At 63.3% G+C, this 21028-nt stretch carries 21 protein-coding genes; 14 read left to right on the top strand and 7 right to left on the bottom strand.

Translation table 11 applies throughout. The features are described 5' to 3' along the window. Nucleotides 1-86: 86 nt before the first annotated feature. From JAO73_RS08395 to JAO73_RS08385, 3 genes are read left to right on the top strand one after another with little or no spacing between them, the layout of a single operon-like run. Entirely contained in the window at nucleotides 87-3728 is a 3642-nt protein-coding gene (locus JAO73_RS08395) for a hybrid sensor histidine kinase/response regulator (protein WP_198976627.1), read from the top strand. A 55-nt stretch (nucleotides 3729-3783) separates the two neighbouring features. After that, nucleotides 3784-4509 carry a LytR/AlgR family response regulator transcription factor gene (locus tag JAO73_RS08390; protein WP_198976626.1) on the top strand — a complete coding sequence of 242 codons (726 nt, stop codon included), beginning with the start codon at nucleotides 3784-3786 and terminating at the stop codon, nucleotides 4507-4509. A gap of 20 nt (nucleotides 4510-4529) precedes the next feature. Next, complete coding sequence (locus JAO73_RS08385; RefSeq protein WP_198976625.1) at nucleotides 4530-5153, top strand: PKD domain-containing protein; 624 nt, start codon at nucleotides 4530-4532, stop codon at nucleotides 5151-5153. A 100-nt stretch (nucleotides 5154-5253) separates the two neighbouring features. Here the strand turns inward: JAO73_RS08385 and JAO73_RS08380 are convergent, their stop codons facing one another. Beyond that, entirely contained in the window at nucleotides 5254-6669 is a 1416-nt protein-coding gene (locus JAO73_RS08380; RefSeq protein ID WP_198976624.1) for a hypothetical protein, read from the bottom strand. Between the two features lie 13 nt (nucleotides 6670-6682). Between JAO73_RS08380 and JAO73_RS08375 the strand changes: the two genes are divergently transcribed. The 6 genes from JAO73_RS08375 (at nucleotide 6683) to JAO73_RS08350 (ending at nucleotide 12036) form a co-directional block, all read left to right on the top strand. Further along, nucleotides 6683-6877: a hypothetical protein gene (locus tag JAO73_RS08375; protein ID WP_198976623.1), complete on the top strand. Its 195-nt coding sequence runs from the start codon at nucleotides 6683-6685 to the stop codon at nucleotides 6875-6877. 268 nt (nucleotides 6878-7145) lie between these two features. Then, nucleotides 7146-7610 (top strand): hypothetical protein, encoded by a 465-nt coding sequence (locus JAO73_RS08370; RefSeq protein ID WP_198976622.1) that lies wholly within the window; start codon nucleotides 7146-7148, stop codon nucleotides 7608-7610. A gap of 76 nt (nucleotides 7611-7686) precedes the next feature. Then, entirely contained in the window at nucleotides 7687-9435 is a 1749-nt protein-coding gene (locus tag JAO73_RS08365) for an ABC transporter substrate-binding protein (protein ID WP_198976621.1), read from the top strand. Nucleotides 9436-9437: 2 nt separating this feature from the next. Then, nucleotides 9438-10496 carry an ABC transporter permease subunit gene (locus JAO73_RS08360; protein WP_198976620.1) on the top strand — a complete coding sequence of 353 codons (1059 nt, stop codon included), beginning with the start codon at nucleotides 9438-9440 and terminating at the stop codon, nucleotides 10494-10496. 20 nt (nucleotides 10497-10516) lie between these two features. After that, nucleotides 10517-11455 (top strand): ABC transporter permease, encoded by a 939-nt coding sequence (locus tag JAO73_RS08355; protein WP_198976619.1) that lies wholly within the window; start codon nucleotides 10517-10519, stop codon nucleotides 11453-11455. Nucleotides 11456-11832: 377 nt separating this feature from the next. Beyond that, nucleotides 11833-12036 (top strand): hypothetical protein, encoded by a 204-nt coding sequence (locus JAO73_RS08350; protein ID WP_190925112.1) that lies wholly within the window; start codon nucleotides 11833-11835, stop codon nucleotides 12034-12036. Between the two features lie 178 nt (nucleotides 12037-12214). Here JAO73_RS08350 and JAO73_RS08345 read toward each other — a convergent pair whose 3' ends face one another. From JAO73_RS08345 to JAO73_RS08320, 6 genes are all read right to left on the bottom strand, one after another. Then, nucleotides 12215-13120, bottom strand: coding sequence for an SDR family oxidoreductase (locus JAO73_RS08345; protein WP_198976618.1), 906 nt, complete (start codon nucleotides 13118-13120; stop codon nucleotides 12215-12217). Nucleotides 13121-13144: 24 nt separating this feature from the next. Beyond that, nucleotides 13145-13792 carry a peptidylprolyl isomerase gene (locus JAO73_RS08340; RefSeq protein ID WP_198976617.1) on the bottom strand — a complete coding sequence of 216 codons (648 nt, stop codon included), beginning with the start codon at nucleotides 13790-13792 and terminating at the stop codon, nucleotides 13145-13147. Nucleotides 13793-13839: 47 nt separating this feature from the next. Beyond that, nucleotides 13840-14766: a hydroxymethylbilane synthase gene (hemC, locus tag JAO73_RS08335; RefSeq protein WP_198976616.1), complete on the bottom strand. Its 927-nt coding sequence runs from the start codon at nucleotides 14764-14766 to the stop codon at nucleotides 13840-13842. A gap of 65 nt (nucleotides 14767-14831) precedes the next feature. Beyond that, nucleotides 14832-15962 carry a DNA polymerase III subunit gene (locus tag JAO73_RS08330; RefSeq protein WP_198976615.1) on the bottom strand — a complete coding sequence of 377 codons (1131 nt, stop codon included), beginning with the start codon at nucleotides 15960-15962 and terminating at the stop codon, nucleotides 14832-14834. Further along, nucleotides 15959-17170: a GlmU family protein gene (locus tag JAO73_RS08325; RefSeq protein ID WP_198976614.1), complete on the bottom strand. Its 1212-nt coding sequence runs from the start codon at nucleotides 17168-17170 to the stop codon at nucleotides 15959-15961. The genes JAO73_RS08330 and JAO73_RS08325 overlap by 4 nt, the downstream gene beginning before the upstream one ends. Before the next feature lie 182 nt (nucleotides 17171-17352). Continuing rightward, complete coding sequence (locus JAO73_RS08320; protein ID WP_190925099.1) at nucleotides 17353-17622, bottom strand: type B 50S ribosomal protein L31; 270 nt, start codon at nucleotides 17620-17622, stop codon at nucleotides 17353-17355. A 201-nt stretch (nucleotides 17623-17823) separates the two neighbouring features. Here JAO73_RS08320 and JAO73_RS08315 point away from each other — a divergent pair, with 201 nt between their 5' ends. From JAO73_RS08315 to JAO73_RS08295, 5 genes are all read left to right on the top strand, one after another. Further along, a complete protein-coding gene (locus JAO73_RS08315) occupies nucleotides 17824-18282 on the top strand; it encodes a hypothetical protein (RefSeq protein ID WP_198976613.1) in 459 nt (152 codons plus the stop codon). Nucleotides 18283-18432: 150 nt separating this feature from the next. Further along, nucleotides 18433-19023, top strand: coding sequence for an RdgB/HAM1 family non-canonical purine NTP pyrophosphatase (rdgB, locus tag JAO73_RS08310; protein WP_198976612.1), 591 nt, complete (start codon nucleotides 18433-18435; stop codon nucleotides 19021-19023). 61 nt (nucleotides 19024-19084) lie between these two features. Further along, a complete protein-coding gene (locus tag JAO73_RS08305; protein ID WP_198976611.1) occupies nucleotides 19085-19711 on the top strand; it encodes a uridine kinase family protein in 627 nt (208 codons plus the stop codon). Nucleotides 19712-19922: 211 nt separating this feature from the next. After that, nucleotides 19923-20330 (top strand): hypothetical protein, encoded by a 408-nt coding sequence (locus tag JAO73_RS08300; RefSeq protein WP_198976610.1) that lies wholly within the window; start codon nucleotides 19923-19925, stop codon nucleotides 20328-20330. 167 nt (nucleotides 20331-20497) lie between these two features. Continuing rightward, complete coding sequence (locus JAO73_RS08295) at nucleotides 20498-20959, top strand: DUF4268 domain-containing protein (protein ID WP_198976609.1); 462 nt, start codon at nucleotides 20498-20500, stop codon at nucleotides 20957-20959. Nucleotides 20960-21028 lie beyond the last annotated feature (69 nt).

Genomic DNA, 21028 nt, shown 5'->3' with positions numbered 1-21028 from the left:
TGCCAAACCACAGCCCGGCACCGGCCTCTACCTTGTGCACCGAAACGACCCGGCCCCAGCCCGCCGGTCCATTCGGCTGCCTCTGCTTGAAACCTCTCCTTCACTTGTTGTACGTGCGGCGGCTGGGCCTGCTGTTGCTCGCGCTGCTGGGCTTGTTGTTGCTGCTGGTGCGGCCGGCGCAGGCGCAACAGGCCTATGTGCGCCAGTTTGGGCCGGCCGAAGGGCTGCGGGCCCCGTTCATCTACGCCTTGCTGCAGGACCGGCAGGGCTACCTCTGGCTCGGCACCGGCGACGGATTAGTGCGCTACGACGGCACGCGCTTCGTCACCTTCACCAAAAAAGACGGGCTGGCTGAGGATTTTGTGGTGTCGCTGCGCGAAGAGCCCGCCACCGGCCGGCTGTGGGTAGGCCATTATCAGGGCGGCATTTCGGTTAAGAAAACGCCCACTGGCTCCTTCACCCACGCCAACCGCGCCACCGTGCCCGCCGGCCTCAAGCTGAGCGCCGACGGCCCGCCTGCCATCGACACGGCTGCCATTGGGCGGTATATGCGCCGCTACCACCTGCGCCTGCCCGCCGGCACCGAGGTTGTTTCCCTACTCGAAGACCGGGAGGGCAACGCCTGGCTGGGCACTGCCGGGCAGGGCCTGTGGCGGCATTCGGACCGGCATTTGCGGCTGCTGCCGCGGCACGCCGGCCCGCTGGGCCAAACGCCGGCCCTGGCCACTATTTCAGCTAACAGCAACCTCGAAGCTTGGGCTGCTTTCGGCGGCAACCGTTTCTTTCAGCTCCCGCTCGCAGGCTCGGCGCCGCTGCTTTATGCCGGCAATGGGCGCGTGCCGCCCCTGCCCGGCGAACCCGTGAAAGCCCTACTGCCGCGCCCGACCCGGCTAGGCGGCGGCTTTTGGGTGGGCACGTCAACGGGGGTTTACATCGTCCCCAGACCTGGCTCGGGCGGCGTGGCAGTACCTGGGTTATCAAAGAATACCGACTACAACGTCACCGCCCTCGCCTACGCCCCCACCAGCGGCCTGTGGGTGGGTACCGCCGCCGATGGCATCTACCTCGTCCCGACCGATTCGAGCCAGGCCATCCGCCACTATACCACGGCCGACGGCTTGCTGCACAACACCATCACCGCGCTGCTGGCCGACCGCACCGGCCGGGTGTGGGTGGGCACGCGCGGCACCGGCCTGGCCGTGTTTCAGCCACGCACCCGCACTTTCGAGTACGCCCGCCTCACCGCCACAGGGCTCGACATCAGCTGCTTTGCCGAAGACGCCGACGGCGGCCTCTGGGTGGGCACCGAGGGGCAGGGCGTGTTTTACCACCCGCCCACCGGCAAATGGGAGCAGTTTGCGGGCGGCGCCCTGCCGTCCGATTACGTGTATGGCCTGCTCCCGCTGCCGGCTCCACCGGCCCGGCCCGAACTGCTGCTGGTGCACCGCCAGGGCCTCACCCTGCTCGACGTGCGCCGGCTGCGCTTCGCCGCCCTGGCCGCGCCCGACAACCCGCTGGTGCGGGAGTGCCTGGGCACCGGGGCCCTCGCCGCGCAGGGCCCTGATGCCGCCGTGGCCTGGCTGCCAACCCGCGCCGGCCTGCTGCGCCTCGACCTGGCCGCGGCCCGGCGCTACGCCACAGCCCGGCCGCCCGGCCTGGCCTTCACCGCGGCCGAAGTAGACGGTGCCCCGCAGCCCGTGGACGCGCTAGGCCAGCTCTCGGCCACCCGGCACCGGCTCAGCTTCGCCTTCCAGGGCATCAGCCTGAGTCCGAATGAAGCCCTTGCCTACCAGTACCGCCTACGCGGCCTGTCGGACGACTGGAGCCGGCCCAGCGCGGCGGGCGAAGCCCAGTTTCCAGGCCTCGACGCCGGCCGGTACGTGTTTGAGGCGCGGGTGCGGCGCGGCGCGGCCGGGCCCTGGAGCCCGGCGGTGGCGGCGGCGTTTGGCATTGCCACGCCGTTTTGGCGCACGTGGTGGTTCGCCACGTTTGCCGCGCTGGGCTTGGGCGGCCTGGTGTTCGGGGTGGTGCGGGCCCGGGAGGGACGCCTGCGCCGCACCCAGCTGGTGCTGGAACGCACCGTGCGCGAGCGCACCGCCGAGCTGCGCCAGCAAAAAGCCCACATCGAGCACATCAACGCCGACCTGGTGGTGGCCCGCGACGCGGCCGAAGCCTCGCGGCGGGCCAAGGCGCAGTTTCTGGCCAACATGAGCCACGAAATCCGTACGCCCATGAACGCCGTCATCGGCCTCACCAACCTGCTGCAGGCCACCCGGCCCACGCAGGAGCAGGGCGAATACCTCACGGCCATCGAGTCGTCGTCGCAAAACCTGCTGGTTATTATCAACGACATCCTCGACAGCTCCAAGATGGAGGCGGGCAAGCTGTCGCTGGAGCAAGTGCCCTTCCGCCTGCCCGAAGCGGTGCGCCGGCTGGGGGCCATGTTCAAGTTTGCCACCGAGAGCAAGGGGTTGGCGCTTCACATTAACGTGGCCGATAACGTGCCCGCCGCCGTGCTCGGCGACCCGGTGCGCCTGAACCAGATTCTGGTCAACCTGGTCGGCAATGCCATTAAGTTTACGCGGCAGGGCGGCGTCACGGTGGCGGTGGAAGCGGTATCCCAAACCGACCAGTCCACCACCCCACCGGCCCACCAGCTCATCCGCTTCGCGGTGCGCGACACGGGCATTGGCATTCCAGCCGACAAGCTGGGGGCCATTTTCGAAGATTTTTCGCAGGCCAATACGTCCACCACGCGCGAGTTTGGCGGCACGGGCCTGGGCCTGAGCATTGCCCGCAACCTGGTGCAGCTGCACGGCGGCCAGCTCGGCGTAACCAGCGAGGAAGGCCAGGGCTCGGAGTTTTTCTTTGAGCTGCCCTATGAAGTGGCCGACGCCAGCGCCGCCCAGCCCGACGCCCACGCCGGCCCGCTGGCGCCCTTCGAGCCCGCCCTGCGCGTGCTGGTGGCCGAAGACAACGCCCTGAACCAGATGGTGGCGCGCAAAACCCTGGAAGCCTGGAACGTGCAGGTCGTCATCGCCGAAAACGGCCGCCTGGCCGTGGAAACCGCCGCGGCCGCTGCCCAGCCCTTCGACGCCGTGCTGATGGACGTGCAAATGCCCGAAATGGACGGCTACGAAGCGTCGCGCCGCCTGCGCGCCCTCTTCCCCGACGCCCAGCAGCTGCCCATCATCGGCCTCACGGCCTCGGTACTGCCCGAAGACCGGGTGCTGGCCCTGGCCGCCGGCATGAACGACACCCTGGCCAAGCCCTTCGAGCCGGCCGTGCTGTATGCACGCTTGGCCCATTTCACAGGGCGCGGCGCTGGGCCGGCGGGCGAGCGGCCCGGCAGGCGCGAGGGCAACGACGCTAGTGCCGCCCCTGCTGCTTTCAAAATCAAGCCCGACTGGCACTTGCTGGAAGAGTTGGCCGGCGGCAATGAAGGCTTTCTGCGCCAGATTGTGGGCACCTTCTTGACCGAAGCGCCGGCGCTGGAAGCGCTGCTGGCCGCCGCCTGCCCCCACGACCCCGCCGCCCTGGCCAGCACCGCGCACAAGCTAAAAGGCCAGGTGGCGTACTTTGGCGTGCCGGTGCTGCACGCCCAGCTCGACGAGTTGGAGCGCGCCGCCCGCCTCCCCGACTGCCCCTACTGCCCGCCGCTGGTCGAAGCCATTCGCCAGCAATTGGGCGAGCTATACCCGCAACTGGAAGCGCGAACCCTCAGTTAGTAAATCGGTTGACGGTCTTACATTCGTCAAATTAACGTTCCTCGTAACTGCTTTTATGTCTACATCCGTACTTCGCTGCCTGGTCGTCGACGACGACCCGCTTTCGGTGCAAGTGGTGCTCAACTGCATCGCCAACACCCCTTTCCTGACCGCGGCCGGCAGCTACACCAACCCCGTGGAAGCCGCCGAAGCGCTGCGCACCCAGCCGGTAGACTTGCTGTTCCTGGACGTAGAAATGCCGCTCATGTCGGGCATCGAGCTGCTGCGAACCCTGCAGCACCCGCCGCTGGTGGTGCTCATCACCAGCAGCAAAGACTACGCGGTGCAGGCCTTTGAGCAGGCCGTGGTGGACTACCTGGTGAAGCCCGTGAGTTACGCCCGCTTCCTGCAGGCCGCGCAAAAAGCCCTGGAAATGGCCGAGCGGCAGACCGCCGACGACCCCGATGCCATCCAAGCGTCGGCGCCCAACGCCGCCTTCACCTTCGTAAAGGTGGACAACAAACTGGTGCGCGTCACTTTCGACGACGTGCGCTACGTGGAGGCCCTGGGCGACTATGTGCACGTCATCACCGACCGCAGCAAACTCATCGTGTACAGCACCATGAAGGCCGTGGAAGAGAAATTTCCGGCCACCCGCTTTGTGCGAGTGCACCGCTCGTTCATCGTCAACCTCGACCACATCCAGGCCCTCGAAGACAACTCGCTGGTGGTGGAATCCAAGCACATTCCGGTGGGCCAAACCTACCTGCGCGACGTGATGCAGCGCCTCAACAAATTTTAATTTCGTTTATCGCTCTATCTATGCGCTTTTTCCCAGCAGCTTCCCGCGGCCGCGCAGCCGCCCTGGCCTTCTTGCTGAGCCTGGCCGCCCTGGTCGCCCGCGCCCAGCAGGCCGGCGACACCACCAGCGTGAACTGCGGACCGCCGCTGCCGCGCATGCTCTGCGTCGACCTCGACGGCCGTCCTTCCGTCGACGAGGCCGCCGGCCCCTTCACTTACCAGTGGCAGATGGGCGACGGTACCACCCTCACCGGCCCCACCGTGACGCACTGCTACAAGGAGCGCAAAAACTACGTGGTGCAGCTCGACGTCATCGTGGACAAAACCGGCGAAATACGCCGCGGGCAGAAATACATTCCCATCAACCTCGTTCAGCAGGACGTCGTCGACTTCACCGCTTCCACCACCCGCGTGCGCGTGGGCCAGCCCGTCAGCTTTGCTTCGCCCGAAGCCCAATTGCTCAGCTGCAACAACGTGCAGTACGTGTGGGATTTTCGCGACGGCACCGTGCAGCAGGGCCGCACGGCCCAACACGTTTTCCGGCGGCCGGGCACCTACCAGGTTCGTTTCAGCATGCGCGGCTACGGCTCGGCGGCCTGCATCGCCAGCCATTGCGTCTCGCGCGAAATTGTGGTGGAGCCGTAGCGCCTAGTATCTACTGCCTAAAGGCCACAGTCTCTCTTAATGGCAAGCCCCCGCCGCGCAACTACTTGTGCGGCGGGGGCTTGCGCCGTTTTTCCAGGGCCTAGGCGGCAGCTTCTGTGGCCATGGGGCGGCCTTCGCGCAGCAGCCCCAGCACCAGCTTCCACAGCTGTTCGTAGGGAATGATTTCGACCTCGGCAAAGGCCTCACCGGGCGGAGGCGTATCCTGCAGCTGCAGCAGCATGTTTTTGCCGCGCTCAGCGGCGGCGGCCGCGTCGAAGTTCTTTTCCACAATCACCTGCAACAGGCGCAAAAACAAGCGGCTGCGCAGCGTGCTGGCCTCGTAGAGGTGGCGCTGCTGGTACTTGCGTAGGCGCTCGAGGCGCAGCAGCACCTCCTCCAAGCTGCGCTCGCGCAGGAAGTGCAGCAGCTGCAGCACCAGAATGGCCACGTTGTGGCCGCGCTTGTCGCGGCTGTACTCAGGCAGCTGCAGCACCCACTGCGCCATCTGGCGCTGCCGGGCGGTGGCGCGCTGGGGCGGCAGCACAAAGTCGATATAGGCCTTGTATAAGTCCCAGCGTTCGAGAGCGGCCTCGCGCTGGATGAGGTAGGCGGGGTTTTTGGTGATGGTGGTCAGCAGTTGCTGGGCGCGCTCGTACTGCTCAGCGTGCAGGGCAAGCAGCACGTGGTGTTCCTGAAAATAAAACCAGTTGCTCGACGACGGGTGGAAGTCGCGGCTGTACTGCTCGGCCAGGCGCAGGCCCTGCACCGGCTGCCGGCTGCGCAGGTAAGCGTAGATGCTCACAAAATGGTTGAAGCGCAGGTCAAAGCGCCGGGCATTGAGCTTGCCCTCCCGAAAGCGCCGCGAGGCTTCGGCCGTCACCTTAATCATCTCCTTGAAATTGCCCTGCAGCTCCTCGTAGGCCAGGCGCAACCGATAAAGGTGGTTGTAGGTGCTGAAGGTGCGAGCCTTGCGGTGCAGGGCTTCCAGCTGGGCAATGTAGGTGGGCAGCAGGGGCAGCACGGCCCGGCGGCTGCGCACGGTGTGAGCCAAGGCCATCTGCGTGTCAGAATAAATGCGCTCGGCCTCGTCTTCCCAGGCCAGGGTTTGCTGCAGCTTCAGGAGCTGGCGGGTGGCTTTTTGGTAGCGCAGGGCTTGGCGCTGCTGCGAGTACACCGTGCACATAAGCCGGGCGCACTCCACGCTGTAGTTGGTGAAGCTACCGGCCTCGGCCAGGCGCTTGCAACGGTAGAGAAGGCGCTCGGTGAGCACATACTCGCCTTCTGCAAACAGAATGTTTATCTTGTGCAATAAGTCGAGGCACTCCATCTGGTAGCGGCGCGACACCAAGTGGCGCGGGTCCGAATGGTCCAGAAAATAGAGTTGGTTGAGCAGCTTGTTTTTCACGCGCGACTGCAGGCGTTGCAGGGCGCGCACGTTAGCGGCGGTGGGCTTGCCATACAGCGCTTTCACCACCTGCAGCTGCGTGGCCCCCGGCGTAGCGGTCAGGGTGGCCACAAATTGATTTTCCTTGTTCGGCCGGGTGCTCGCCAGGTCCAAAACCGGCAAAGACGTCAAGCTGCGCGATGTCACAATTCGCGCCAAATTTGAAATTTCATTCATTGCAAAAGCGCTCTATGAGTTCAAATTCGGCCTTTATGAAAAAAACACCTCTGTAAACCCGATGTCGCAAACAGAGCCCTTCTTTCCTTTTTTACTGGAATAAACCCCTCCACCTTTGTATCGTGATTTGTTACGGTCATTTTCAGGGCTTGACGTCGCAAATAGCATATTTTTTCTAAAACTGTTGCTTTAAAAACTTTTATTGCAATTCAAGAAAGCATATGTCAAGTTACACTTCTTTCAAAAATTATTTTAAATATTAGCTATACACAAGTCTGATTTAGAACAACATTGTCCTTTTGTAGGGTGGCCGCTCCCCCCAACTTTGTGTCAATCAATCGCCTGACACACTCTTTATAAATCAAATAGACATGTTGAACCTCTTCGCCATCGCCCTGTTCCAGTTTGCCAGCTTCGCCACCAGCGCGCCCCAAAAAGCGCTCGCCCTGCAGGTGCCTGTAACAAGCACTTCGACTACCTCCGGCGGTACTGGCACCAGCCTTGACGGCGGCACCGGCGGGTGGGGCAACGACATCGATGGCGGCACCGGCGGCTGGGGCAACGACATCGACGGTGGAACTGGCGGCTGGGGCAATGACATCGATGGCGGTACCGGCGGCTGGGGCAACGACATCGTTGCGTTCGGTGGCACGGGTGGCTGGGGCAACGACATCATTAGCACCAGCCTTGACGGCGGCACCGGTGGGTGGGGCAACGACATCGACGGCGGCACCGGCGGCTGGGGCAATGATATCGATAGCGCCGACGGCGGCACCGGCGGGTGGGGCAACGACATCGACGGCGGCACCGGCGGCTGGGGCAACGACGTAGCCTAATTCCACCGCAGGTCGCGTTTCGTACCTATATTGCCTGTTCACCGCCGCGGGGCGACTTTCAGGCTAGGTGTATCGCGTGAAGCATTCTCTCCCAGCTAACTTTTTGCTGCGTGTTGCAATAGCCCTGCTGCTGTGCAGTTGCGGCAGCCCGCACGCCCAACGCGACACCGTGCGCATCCGCTGGGCCCGCGACCCGGAAACGCTCGACCCGCTTTTTGCGTCCAATCTGGCCGCTTACGACGCCAACAACCTGCTTCACGTCAGCCTGCTGCAGGGCGACATTGCTACTCAGCAGCTAGCCCCGGCACTGGCCGAACAACTGCCCACCGTCCAGTTGGTGGGCGACTCGCTCACCCGGCTGCAGTACCGCATCAGGCCCACCGCTACTTGGGACAACGGCCGGGCCGTGATGGCCAGCGACGTCGATTTTACCCTTAAGCTGATGCTTTGCCCGAGCCTGCCCAACGAAGCCGCCCGCAACCAGTACGGCTTCATTCGGGCCGTGCTGCCTCATCCCCAGGACCCTCGCCGCTTCACGCTGCTGTGCCGAGGCCAGAGCCTGGAATACGCGCAGGCATCGGGCGACTTTTTTATTCTGCCTGAACGCAGCCTCGACCCCCGCGGCCTACTGCGTCGGTGGTCCCTGGCCGACCTGCAGCGCCAGCCCCTGCCTCCTCCCGTCGACTCCAGCGCCCGGGCGGTAGCCCAACAGTACCTCGCGGCGGTGGCAAGCCGCTCGTCGAACCGCCTACCCGGCTGCGGCCCCTACGAACTGCTGAAATGGGAAAAGGACCGGTTTCTGTCGTTTCGGCGCAAGCCGCACTGGTGGGGCAGCCGCCTGCAGCCAGCGCCGCTGGTGTTGCAGGCCAAGTCCCAACAACTCGAATACGTCATCATTCCGGACGTGGCCACGGCCGCCTTGGCCCTGGAACGAGGCGACGTAGACGTGTTTCCGCAGATGCCGGCCCGCGAGTTTGCGCGGTTGCGTGCCGCGCCGGCTGCCCGGTCGGCGCTGCGCTTTTACACGAGCCCGTCGTACGACGTGGCCACGGCCGGCTTCAATACCCGGCATCCGGTCTTGGCCGATGCCCTGACCCGTCGGGCCCTCAGCCGCTGTTTCGACGCGGCGGGCCTGCTGCGCGCCACGCAGTTGGGCGAAGGCCAGCGCACGGTGGGCATCATCAGCCCCGCCGACCGCGCCAATTACAACGACAGCCTGTCCCCCGTGCCCTTCGCCCCCGACTCGGCGGTGGCGCTGTTGCGCCGCGCCGGGTGGCAGCACCGGGCTGCTCCCCACGAAGGATGGTTCCGTAGCTCGGGCCGGGGCGCCGCCCAGCAACTGCGCCTGTTGGTGCGCTACCGCGCCGAGGAAGTGCTGTTTGGTACGGTGGCGCTGCAGTTTCAGGCAGCAGCGGGCAGCATTGGCGTGCCGGTCACGCTACGGCCCACCGAACCGGGCACGTTTGCCACGGCTATGCGTAGCGGCGACTTCGACGTATATCTACGCATGCTTCGGGGCAATCCGTTCATGTTCAACTTTATGCCGATGCTGCACTCGGCAAGCGCCACCAACGTCACGAAGTTTGGTACACCAGCCAGCGACCGCCTTATTGCGGCCATCGCCGGAGCCGATACTCCTGCCCAGCGCTCGGTGCTGCTGCGGCGGTTCCAAGCCCTTTTGCAGACGGAGGCCCCCATTGTACCCTTGTTTTACCTGCCCAACCGCGTTGCGGCCAACCGTGCGCTAACCGGCTTGCACGTAGGCAGCCTCAGGCCGGGCTTTGCGGCGGCCACCATTGAGCGGGGTGCTCAACCCACGCCCTAATCATGGTCCTGCGCATAGCCAGGCATTTGTTCCGCACAGGATTGGCGGCGTGGGCGCTGGTGTCGGTGGTATTCCTGCTCATTCACCGCGATTTAGGCGCCGTGCAACTAACCTCACCCGATGCGTCAGAGCAACGCGGCAGCGGTGCCCCCCTTTCTGCCACGGCTCAGTCCGCCACCGAGCAGGCTATCGACCAGCGACTAGGCCTCAATGAACCGCTCTTTTACGTGAGCCCTCCCGCCGGGCCCCGCGGCTCGTGGCGTTGGAACGGCCTACACAACCAATACCACCGCTGGACCGCACATCTCCTGCACGGCGACCTTGGTCAGTCCTTCCGAACGGGGCGCGCGGCAAGCGCGGAACTGGCCGATGCACTGGCGTTTACGCTGCCCCTCACCGGCTTAGCGGTGGCTCTCTCCGTAGGCTGCGCCCTGTTGCTTGCCCTGGGCTTAGCGGGCAGGCCGTGGTGGCACCGCCCGGTGCGGGCCGCACTGGTGGGGCTGCAGGCACTGCCGCTATTTGGAGTGGGGCTGGTGCTGCTCCTAGCATTTGCCAACCCCGAGGCGCTGGACTGGTTTCCGGGGTATGGCCTGGGGCAAACCACCGACCAGCCGCCCGGTACCTGGGGATACTTGGCCGCCTACCTATGGCACTTGGTATTGCCTACTACTGCCCTCGTTCTCAGCGCCCTTCCCGAGCTCACCCTGCAGCTACACGCCAGCCTCCTGCAGGAGTTGGGCTCCCACTACGTCGTGACGGCCCGTGCCAAGGGGCTGGCCGAGCCGGTCGTTATCCGCCGCCACGCCCTGCGCAATGCTTTGTTGCCCTCGCTGGCACAACTGGCCGAGCTGCTGCCTGCGCTGGTGGCTGGAGCAGTAGTGGTTGAGGTAGTATTTGCGCTGCCAGGCATGGGCCGCCTGCTGGCCGGGGCCGCTGCCGCGCGCGACGCGCCCGTGCTGGTGGGCGGCGTGCTGCTGGTGGGCGCGGCCCGCATGCTAGCGTTGCTGGCCACCGATGTATTAAATTTTTGGATTGACCCTCGCATCCGGTGGCAGTCCTGAGTTCGCTTTCCCTTTCGCGAATGCAGAAAGCAGCTGCTGCATGGCTGAGCCTGCTGGCGCTGGTGGCCGTGGCTGCGCCCCTGCTGCCGCTGCCCTATCAGCCCAATGTGCCCGACCTTGCACACGTAGCGCAGGCCCCGCTCACGTCCGGGCAACACTGGCTGGGCACTGACCCACAGGGGCTCGACGTGCTCAGCTTGCTGGTTTACGGGAGCCATACCGCTGTATTCATTACGTTCCCCGCCGCCATGATTGCGGCCGTGGTGGGTGGCGTGCTAGGCGGCGCAGCTGGCTTTTGGGGGAACCGGGTGCGGGCAGATGCCGCCTATTGGCTGCTGGCCACCGGCGCGGCGTGGTGGGTGCTGCACCTGCCCGTTCCTGAGTTGGGGCTGCTGGTGGCCGCAGGTGGCTTGGCGCGCCTGTTCCTACGCCCGCGCCATGGCTCTACCTACAATGCCTCCGTCCCCCTCGATGCGGCAGTGATGGGGGTGGCCACGGCTCTCGATACGATTCCACACCTGGTACTGGTACTGGCCATTGCGGCCGGCGCAGGCGGCGTCTCGGCATCGGGCCTGCTGGCGCTTCTTGCGCTCACGGCTTGGCCGACGCCCGCTCGGTTGGTCAGGGCCCAGATGCTGCGCACACGGGCGCTGCCGTTTACCGAAGCCGCACAGGCTGCCGGCATTTCCACTTGGCGAATTTGGCTGAAGCACGCCATACCACACGCAATCAGCCCGTTGCGGGCCGCATTTCCCTTGAGTATTGCCCGGTTGCTAGGATTGGAAAGTACCTTGTCGTTTTTGGGCGTCGGCTTGCCACCCGAGGTGGCCAGCTGGGGCCGGCTCATGGCGTCATTCCGCTACGACACAAGCACGTGGTGGGCGTTTGCCTTTCCCATGACACTATTGGCTTCCAGTCTTTTAAGCCTGTATATTCTATCATCAGTGCGCCGACGTTAGAAAGCAAAATGGCCCAAGCAAGATTGAAAAAGCAGGCAGAAAACTTCTCGGAACAGGACGCAAACCTCATGGTTTCGATGTCTCAAATCGACGATTTTTTCTGAAATAAAAGTCAGAAAGTTGTAACACCCATTTTTTACAATCCTATGAAAATCAAATCTTTATAATGAGACAAAAACGTGGCGGCAAATCATAGCAGTACATTTTCCGGCTAATAGTTTGATTTTTCTAATAAGGGAGCCTGGCAGTTGGATGTCTCACTATGAGCAGGTATGTCCTTTTAAAGGGTAAAATGAGGTGGTAACATTGTATTGCTTTTCAGCACAAAGCCATTTCGACGCTCTCCCAACTCCTCTTTTTCTCTACCCCGTTCTGTTATGTATCTGCTCGTTTACCCATCATTGGGCTCCTCCCGTCGCCCCAAGGCTACCTCACAGGCGGCTCGCCCCATATCGGTGGGCATTGATTTCGTGACTCCCGACGGCATGGTTGTGCCGCGCGCATTGGGCGAAGCTGCCCTGCTGGGCCGCACCGCCGTACTGGTGGGTGGCCTGCTGGTAGGCGTATGGCCGCAGTCCTGATTCCTCCTTTCCGCTCTAACGCTTAGCCATCGCATCCAGTCGATTACCCATTACCTATCAACTTCCCGCATTTGGTATAATACCCTTACCCTATCTACCCATTCGCTACTTCTACCGCTCGCTGGCTACCCCTGCCGAGTTTTAACCCGCCGTCTACCCCGGCGGGTTTTTTTTGCCCTTACCGCTCGTCGCTCTGGCGGCCCACCAGCTCAATGCCCTGGGCAAAAGTGTGGGGGCGGTAGCCCAGTTCGCGCTTGGCTTTATGGATGATGAAGCCGGTCCGGGCCGGCCGCCGGGCCGGCTGCGTAAACGTGGCGGCGTTGGCTTCCTCGATGAGGCCGTGGTCGAGCCCAAAAAAGTCGGCCACCTGTAGGGCCATGGCATAGGGCGTGAGCATTTCGTCGCTGCTGATGTGGTAGATGCCCTGCGCCGAGTGGCGGGCCAGCAGCCAGCAGCCCTGCGCCAAATCTTCGGCCAGGGTGGGCGTGCGCCACTGGTCCGACACCACTTTGATGGCTTTGCCGGCGCGCAACGAGTCGCGCACCCACAGCACGATGTTGGTGCGGCCGTACTCGTGGGCCACGCCGTACACCAGCACGGTGCGGGCAATGGCCCAACGGCCGGGGCTGGCCCGCACCAACTCTTCGGCGGCCAGCTTGCTGCGGCCGTAGAAATTGACCGGCCCGGGCGTGGCGTCTTCGGCCAGGGGGCCGGCCTCGCCGCTAAAAATAAAGTCGGTGCTGAGGTGGGTGAAGTGAATGCCAAACTCGGCGCAGGCGTCGACGAGGTGCGCCACGGCCGTCACGTTGTGCAGCCAGCAGGCTTCGTGGTTGAGCTCGCACTCGTCCACGTTGGTCATAGCGGCCGTGTGGATGAGGTGGGTGGGGCGCTCCTGGGCCAGCACTTGGCGCACCTGCGCGGCATCGGTCACGTCGAGGGGCATAAAGTCCAGGCCGGGGTAAAGCGCAGCCAGCTTGTTGGCGCCGCGGGAGGTGGCCACCAGCTCCACTTCGGGCTGTGCGCGCAGCAAGGCAACTAGCTTTTGGCCCAGCAGGCCATTGGAACCGGTGACGAGGATTTTCATACGCTGGCAGTGGGCGCCGGGTGGCTATTCGTACTTGTACCCGTAGAGCTTGCTGATTTTCTTCCGCTTCAGCTTCTCCACTTTCATGGTCATTTTCACGTCGGCGAGGGGCCGGTCGCGGGCGTCTTTGCTCACCTTGGCAATTTTGTCGATGACATCGAGGCCCTGAATAACCTGGCCGAACACGGTGTACTGCCCATCGAGAAAGTGGGTGCCCTCGTGGTTTTCGACCAGGTAAAACTGGGAGTTGCTGCTGGGCGTGCCGCGCGGGCCGCCCATGCGGGCGGCGGCCACGGCGCCGTACACGTGCGGGTGGCCGGGTGCGAGCTCGGCCGGAATGGTGGGGTCGTTGGGCTGGCCCAGGCCGTCGTTGCTGGGGTCGGCGTCTTTGGTGTTGGCGTCGCCGCCCTGAATCATGAAGTTGTCGATGACGCGGTGGAAGGTAGTGCCGTTGTAGAATCCGCTTTTGGCCTTTTGCAAGAAGTTGGCTTTGTGCAGGGGCGTGTCGTCGAAGAGCACGAGGCGGATGACGCCCTGCGGCGTGGTGATGGTCACGACTTCGTCTTTGCCGCTCTTTTTGGGCTTGCCGGGTTTATCGGCCGCGAAAACGGGGGCCGCAGCCCACAGCAGCACCAGCAAAAACGCCGTGGTGCGCAGAATGGAATGTTTCATAGAAGAGGGAAAGTAAAACGCTCGACAAAACTAACCGCCAGCCCCGGCTACCCGCGCTGCTCGCGGATGCTGGCCAGGATTTCGCGGCCACCGCGGCCCAGCACGGCATCGGCCACGGCCACGCCCAGGGCATGGGCTTCCGCGGGCGAGTCGGCGGTCTGGATTTCTTCCACGTATTCTTCGCCGCTCAGGCTAATGAGGCCGCCGTGTAGGCGCAGGCGGCCATTTTCGAGCGTGGCCAGGGCAAAGGAGGGAATGCTGCAGCCGCCTTCCATGGTGTGCAGGAAGGCGCGCTCGGCCAGCAGGCAGGTGTGGGTGGCGGGGTGGTCGAGGGCGGCTTTAAGGCGGGCTTTGAGGGCCTCGTCCAAGTCGGCGGCGCACTCCACGGCGATGCTGCCCTGGCCGGTGGCGGGCACAAACTGCGTGGCGGGCAACGTGTGGCGCACCAAGTGCTCGTAGCCCATGCGGTGTACGCCGGCGTAGGCCAGCACGAGGGCATCGAACTGGCCTTCTTCGAGCTTGCGCAGGCGGGTCTGGAGGTTGCCGCGGGCTTCGGCAGTTTCGGCGTGCGGGTAGAAGCGGCGCAGCTGGGCCTTGCGGCGGGTGCTGCTGGTGCCCAGCACGATGCCGGGCTTGTCGAGCGAAAACTCTTCGTTGAAGCTGAGCACCACGTCGTTCACCTGCTCGCGCTCCAGAAACGCCAGCAGCTCCAGCTCGCGCGGAATGCTGCTTTGCACGTCTTTAGCCGAGTGTACGGCCAAGTGCGTTTCGCCCCGCAGCAGGCTGTTTTCCAGCTCTTCGGTGAACACGCCTTTTGACCCGATTTTGGCCAGGCTGCGGTCCTGCACGGCGTCGCCGGTGGTTTGCATGGGCACGATTTCGGTTTCGAAACCGGCCGCTTGCAGCAAGGCGGCCACGTGTTCGGTTTGCCAGAGGGCAAGGCGGCTGGCGCGGGTGGCGAGGCGGATTTTCATTATCAGTCAGTTATCGTTTAAAACGTCATGCTTCGGCTGCGCTCAGCATGACCGTGCTTTTTCGTTCAGGCGCGCAAAAATCCCCCTAGCCGCAAGGAGCTGTCCACGAACACCATTTTGGCGTTGGCGTTGCGCTCGATGTGGTAGTGGGCGTCGGTGAGTTCTTTGCTGAGTAAATCGGCGTTGCTCGGGGTCACGAATTTGGCAAAACCCGTGACGAACTGCTGCTCGCCGCTGGCCAGGTGGGGCACAAATTTCGGGTCGATGCCAAACAGCAGCACCTTGCGCAGCAGGCCCAGCGAGTAGCTCAGCAGCTCCTTCTGGTTTTCGCGGCCCAGCTTTTGGAATTCGTCGCTTTGCTTGAGAATGTCGGCCGCTTTCTGGCTGTAGCACTGGCGCATCCACTTCGCAAAAAACTCGAAATAGTCGTGGTCAGCATTGGCGTCGCGGCTGGCGATGGCGGCGCCCAAGCTGCCCTCGGCCAGCTGCGCCACCTGGCGGGCTTTGGCTTCGGGCACCTGGTAGGCGGTGTGCAGAAAGTCGGTTATGTCGTCTTCGGAAAACGGGCGCACCACCACCGGCTGCACCCGGCTGATGATGGTGGGCAACAGCTGCTCGGGCGCGTGGCTAACGAGCAGGAAAATAGTGGCGGGCGGCGGCTCCTCCAGCAGCTTCAGCACCGCATTGGCGGCGGCCGGGTGCATGAGCTCGGGCAGCCAGACGATGACGATTTTGAACCGCGCCTCGAAGGCTTTGAGACTCACCAGCTTCAGAATCTGCACGGCCTCGTCCTTGCTGATGTTGCCCTGCTTGTTTTCGGCTCCGATGTGCTGCATCCAGTCGTTGAGGCCCTGGTAGGGGTTGTCGAGCACGAAGCTGCGCCACTCGGCCATGAACTTGCTGCTCACCGCGTCCTTGGTCACCGTTTTGGTGGTGGTGACGGGCACGATGAAGTTCAGGTCGGGGTGGGCCAGCTTGGCTATTTTGGTGCAGGCCGGGCAGTGGCCGCAGCTGTCGGCGGCATCGGCGGTGCGCTCCTCGCAGTTCAAAAACTGCGCGTAGGCCAATGCCAGCGCCAGCGCCGCGCCGCCCTCGCTGCCGCGGAACAGCTGGGCATGCGCCACGTGCTGCCGCTGCACCGACTGGCGCAGGAGCTGCTTGACGGCAGTTTGGTTGGGAATTTCGGCGAAGGTCATGCTTTAGCCTTTTCCCAGATTCTATCGCCCTCCGTAGCCGCAAATACTTCCTGCATGATGCCTTGCTCCACGGCATCATATGGCAGGTTGCGGCGGGCCATCACGCGCTCAGCCACCTCGCCTACTTTGGGCAGCTTGAATGTTTCGAAGCCCGCCGCGCCGCCCCAGCTAAAGCTCGGGATGAAGGTGCGCGGGAAGCCGGCCCCGAAAATGTTGGCCCCCACGCCCACCACCGTGCCGGTATTGAACATGGTATTGATGCCGCACTTGCTGTGGTCGCCCATCATCAGGCCGCAGAAGGTTTGGCCGGTGTCGACGAAGCGCTTGGCGGCGTGACTCCAGATTTTGACGGGCGCGTAGTTGTTCTTGAGGTTGGAGGTGTTGGTGTCGGCCCCCAGGTTGCACCACTCGCCGATGACGGAGTTGCCCAGGTAGCCGTCGTGGCCCTTGTTGCTGTAGCCCAGCAAAATGCTGTTGCCCACTTCGCCGCCCACCTTCGAGAACGGGCCCACGGTGTTGTCGCCGCGCATTTTGGCCCCGGCGTTGATGTGGGCGCCCTCGCACAGCGCCAGCGGCCCCTTGATGATGGCGCCCTCGTGCACCTGCGAGTTTTTGCCCAGGTAAATGGGGCCGTCCTCGGCGTTGAGAATGGCCGCGCGGATTTTTACGCCTTCCTCAATGAAGATATTCTCGGCGCCATACACAATGGTGTGGGCATCGCCGACGGGCTGCGAGGTGCGGCCCTGGGTGAGCAGCGCAAAGTCGCGGCGGATTTCCACGCCGTTGCGCAAAAACAGCTGCCACGGGCGGTCAATCACCGTCACGGGCTCGGCCACCTGCCGGGTTTCGGGGATGCCGTCCTGAATGAGCTCGGCCACCAGCGAGGCATCGGCCACGCGGGCGGCCACCAGCAGATCGTCGCTATACAGGGCCTGCCCGGGCTGCAGGGCCTGCACCTGGCGCGTGAGCAAGTAGTCGGGGCACACGGCGCCGTTGACGATGAGGGCGGCGCCGCGCACGTCACCCGCCGGAAACTTGGCCTGCAGGTACGGCTGCGTGAGGTAGCCCACGGCCTCGACGCCCAACCGACGCTGCCACTTTTCGGCCAGCGTGAGGATGCCGCAGCGCAGCGCCGCCACGGGCCGCGTGAAGGTGAAGGGCAGCAGGTGCGGCCGGATGGCCGGGTCGTCGAAAAGCAGAACGTGCATGGAGGTAGTTGTCAGTTGCTTGTTGTCAGTTGTCGGGGCCGGACCAATGCCGGGGCAGACAACGCCGGGGCAAAGTTCGGTTATCGTAAAAAGAAAAGCTCCCGGCAGCTGGGCTACCGGGAGCTTTTGGCTGCCCGCTCATCAGCTTAATAACTGACAACAAGCAACTAACAACTAAAAAGCTATTCTTTGTTGGCGCTGCTCTGCTCTTTCTTGGCGTAGCGGCTGCGGAATTTCTCCACGCGACCGGCCGTGTCGATGAACATGTTTTTGCCGGTGTAGAAGGGGTGCGAGGCCGAGCTCACTTCAATTTTCACCAGCGGGTACGTTTTGCCGTCTTCCATCGTGATGGTGTCGGTCGGCTTCATCGTGGAGCGGGTGATGAACTTAAAATCCGAAGAAGAGTCCTGGAATACGACTTCCTGGTACTCGGGGTGGGTGTCCTTTTTCATATCGAGGGTCAGTTTTACCGGTTGAACCCTGCCGATTTTGCGGAAGGGACTGCAAAAGTACAGCTTAGCTCCGAAATACCCAACCCCGGCGCTAACATTTTCCGCAGCTTCGGGCCGGGCAAGCCGTGCTCCTGAGGTTGTTGCCTTTCTGAAAAGGTTGTACATTTGAATTCGGCCCTCACTCGGGGCCCGCTGCTGCGTGTGCTGAAACTTGTACCCGTCCGTCGCCTGATTCGCCGCTCCGGCCCCGCAGCCCTGCTGCTGGTGTTGTGCAGCGCCGTGCTGGCCGTGGCCGCGTCGCTCACCATGTTCACCGCCGCCTACGAAGGCACCCGGGTGCGCGTGGACTGGGAAGTGAACAGCGAAGCCGACGTGACGGGCTTCGAGCTGGCCCGCAAGTCGGCCACCGAAACCAGCTACAACACGGTGACCAGCGTGGTGCCCAACGGGCAGCGCCGCTACCAGTACTACGACGCCAACGTGTTTCGCACCGCGCCCGGCAGCACGCCCGGCACGCCCGCGCCCTCAGCCGGGGGGCCTTTCACCTACCGCCTCACCGTGCACAGCCCCACCGGCGACCAGAGCTACCTCACGGTGCTGGCCGGCACGCCCAGCGCCGTGCAGCGCTCCTGGGGCACCATCAAGTCGATGTTTAGGTAGGGAATCTGATTTATTGAGAACGTCATGCTGAGCGCAGTCGAAGCATCTCGCGTGCCGAAGTAATTCTTGCGATTGAATTACTACCACACGCGAGATGCTTCGACTGCGCTCAGCATGACGTTTTGATTTAAACCCAACATACTTTCTCCCTTGCTTACCCAACTCTGCTTCGCCTCCAATAATGAGCACAAGCTCGACGAAATCCGGCCGCTGCTGCCGGCCGGCTTCACGCTGCTGAGCCTGGCCGACATCGGCTGCCACGAAGAACTGCCCGAAACCCAGGATACCCTGGAGGGCAACGCCCGCCAGAAGGCCGAATACGTGCGCCAGCACTACGGCGTGGCCTGCTTCGCCGACGATACCGGCCTCGAAGTAACGGCCCTCAACGGCGAGCCCGGCGTGTACTCGGCGCGCTACGCCGGGCCCCAGCGCCGGGCCGAAGACAACGTGGCCAAGCTGCTGCAGGAGTTGCGCGGCGCCGCCGACCGCTCGGCCCGCTTCCGCACGGTGGTGGCCCTGGCCCAGGCCGATGGCAGCGTACACGAGTTTGCCGGCGAGGTGGCGGGCCACATTACGGCAGAAGCCCACGGCACGGGCGGCTTCGGCTACGACCCGGTGTTTGTGCCCGCCGAGGGCGACGGGCGCAGCTTCGCCGAAATGAGCAGCACCGAGAAAAACCGCATCAGCCACCGGGCACGGGCGGTGGCGGGGCTGCTGGCGTTTTTGAAGAGTGAGAAGTGAAGTGAGTAGTTAGCAACTAAAATCGTCTGTCATCCTGAGCGCAGCATTATCTTTGCCTGCTATGCACACCCCGTATCTAATTGGCATCACCGGAGGCAGCGCTTCTGGTAAAACCACGTTTTTGCGCCGGCTCCTGGCGTCCTTTCCCGAAGAGGAGATTTGCCTCATCTCGCAGGACAACTATTACCACCCCCGCGAAAAACAGCTGCGCGACGACCAGGGCGTGGAAAACTTCGACCTGCCCGCCAGCATCGACGCCGCGGCCTACGCCGACGACGTGTTGCGCATCAGCCAAGGCCACGAGGTGCGCCGCAAGGAGTACACCTTTAACAACGCAGCCGTGACGCCCAAGGAGCTGGTGTTTCGGCCGGCGCCCATTGTGGTGGTGGAGGGAATCTTCGTGTTTCACTTCGAGGAGATTGCCAAGCTGCTCGACCTCAAGGTGTACATCGACGCCCAGGAGCACGTGAAGCTGCACCGCCGCATCATCCGCGACCGCGACGAGCGGGGCTACGACCTGGCCGATGTGCTTTACCGCTACACCCACCACGTGGCGCCGACTTACGAGCAGTTCATCGCGCCCTACAAGCATTACGCCGACATCGTGATTCCCAACAACCGCCACTTCGAGAAGGGGCTGGAGGTGCTGGTGGGCTTTCTGCAGAGCAAAGTAGCGGCGCAACGCTAGCCGCGCGCCGGCCACAGCTGACCATTTCTATAATGGCCGCTCAACTGCCCACTCGGGCAGTTGAGCGGCCTTTTTTTGGCTGCGTTGCGCAATAGCAGTAAAAATGGATTATCTTGGACCTGCAATCTCCACCTTACCGGAAGCGGGCCGCGGCTAGCTGAGCCGCCGCAGCCGGTTCAGCGCCACCCAGTCATCCTTTGCTTTGCTGCTTATGAAACGCACACCTTTACTCTTTTCCCGGCTAGCCTCCGCCGTCGTTGCTTCGGCGAGCGTGCTGGGCTTGCTGAGCTGCGACAAAAACGGTCAGGCCGGCATCATGCAGCACCCGGCCGGCAACGCCGCCTACCGCGTGGAAGTGACGCCCGACAAAGCCTACGGCGAGGTGTTCGACGCCAGCCTGGGCAAGCTCAACGACACGACTTACCTCATCATCACGAAGGCCGAGCGGGGCAGCGTGTTTGCCATGCACACCGGCCCGCTACCCACCGCCGACCACGCCGTGTGCTTTGCCAGCACCAACAACCCCGGCTTTAAAGAGTGTGTGGAGGAATACTACCACAACGCCGGTGGCGTGGCCATTCAGAGCAACGAGGCCGGCTGGTGGGCCACGCCGCTGTAGGGCGGCAAAACGAGGCACCTAATCAGTAGAACGTCCTGCTGAGCGCCGCCGAAGCATCTCGCCCGCGAAGAAGATTCTTTGCTATTGCGTGAGAGACACTTCGGCGGCGCTCAGCAGGACGTTCTATTTTTGCCTTTTCCCTTCCTTACTACTTCCCTCCTCTTAAAATGTATAGCAAAGCGGAAGCTACCCAACTGCGCCAGGCTTTCTGGACCGCCTTTGGGCAATACATGGCCCCCGTGCCCTCGGCCGAGGGCGAAACCACCAACTGGATTAACTACAAGACGGGCATCAAGCACCTGTATTTTCGAATGCAGGCCGACAACCGGCAGGCCAAAATCGCCATTGAGCTGAACCACCCGGACGCGGGCATTCGGGAGCTATTTTTTGAGCAGTTTCGGGAGCTGAAAACGCTGCTGCACGAAACGCTGGGCGAGGAATGGATTTGGGAAGAAGAGGCCCTGGACGCCCAGGGCCTGCCGCTGAGCTGCATCTACACGGAGCTACAGCCGGTGAACCTGTTCAACCGCGACGACTGGCCGAAGCTCATCTCGTTTTTCAAGCCCCGCATCGTGGCGCTCGATGCCTTTTGGGCCGATGCGCAGTACACGTTTGAGGCGCTGAAATAAGCTATTAAACGCGCCGCCGAACTGGACGCGCGTGTATCAGTAAAGCTCCGGTTGCCGTTGCAGCCGGGG

The organism is Hymenobacter miniatus (assembly GCF_016427455.1).
Taxonomy (GTDB): Bacteria; Bacteroidota; Bacteroidia; order Cytophagales; family Hymenobacteraceae; genus Hymenobacter; species Hymenobacter armeniacus.
Note: the sequence above shows the minus strand (reverse complement) of the source record. Positions and strands in the feature narration are given on the sequence as shown.

What these genes read in the sequence shown, in the direction of transcription:
- JAO73_RS08390 (WP_198976626.1), top strand. Translation starts at nt 3,784, where the DNA reads ATGTCTACATCCGTACTTCGCTGCCTGGTCGTCGACGACGACCCGCTT.
- JAO73_RS08385 (WP_198976625.1), top strand. Translation starts at nt 4,530, where the DNA reads ATGCGCTTTTTCCCAGCAGCTTCCCGCGGCCGCGCAGCCGCCCTGGCC.
- JAO73_RS08370 (WP_198976622.1), top strand. Translation starts at nt 7,146, where the DNA reads ATGTTGAACCTCTTCGCCATCGCCCTGTTCCAGTTTGCCAGCTTCGCC.
- JAO73_RS08360 (WP_198976620.1), top strand. Translation starts at nt 9,438, where the DNA reads ATGGTCCTGCGCATAGCCAGGCATTTGTTCCGCACAGGATTGGCGGCG.
- JAO73_RS08355 (WP_198976619.1), top strand. Translation starts at nt 10,517, where the DNA reads ATGCAGAAAGCAGCTGCTGCATGGCTGAGCCTGCTGGCGCTGGTGGCC.
- JAO73_RS08350 (WP_190925112.1), top strand. Translation starts at nt 11,833, where the DNA reads ATGTATCTGCTCGTTTACCCATCATTGGGCTCCTCCCGTCGCCCCAAG.
- JAO73_RS08345 (WP_198976618.1), bottom strand. Translation starts at nt 13,120, where the DNA reads ATGAAAATCCTCGTCACCGGTTCCAATGGCCTGCTGGGCCAAAAGCTA.
- JAO73_RS08340 (WP_198976617.1), bottom strand. Translation starts at nt 13,792, where the DNA reads ATGAAACATTCCATTCTGCGCACCACGGCGTTTTTGCTGGTGCTGCTG.
- hemC (WP_198976616.1), bottom strand. Translation starts at nt 14,766, where the DNA reads ATGAAAATCCGCCTCGCCACCCGCGCCAGCCGCCTTGCCCTCTGGCAA.
- JAO73_RS08330 (WP_198976615.1), bottom strand. Translation starts at nt 15,962, where the DNA reads ATGACCTTCGCCGAAATTCCCAACCAAACTGCCGTCAAGCAGCTCCTG.
- JAO73_RS08325 (WP_198976614.1), bottom strand. Translation starts at nt 17,170, where the DNA reads ATGCACGTTCTGCTTTTCGACGACCCGGCCATCCGGCCGCACCTGCTG.
- JAO73_RS08320 (WP_190925099.1), bottom strand. Translation starts at nt 17,622, where the DNA reads ATGAAAAAGGACACCCACCCCGAGTACCAGGAAGTCGTATTCCAGGAC.
- JAO73_RS08305 (WP_198976611.1), top strand. Translation starts at nt 19,085, where the DNA reads ATGCACACCCCGTATCTAATTGGCATCACCGGAGGCAGCGCTTCTGGT.
- JAO73_RS08300 (WP_198976610.1), top strand. Translation starts at nt 19,923, where the DNA reads ATGAAACGCACACCTTTACTCTTTTCCCGGCTAGCCTCCGCCGTCGTT.
- JAO73_RS08295 (WP_198976609.1), top strand. Translation starts at nt 20,498, where the DNA reads ATGTATAGCAAAGCGGAAGCTACCCAACTGCGCCAGGCTTTCTGGACC.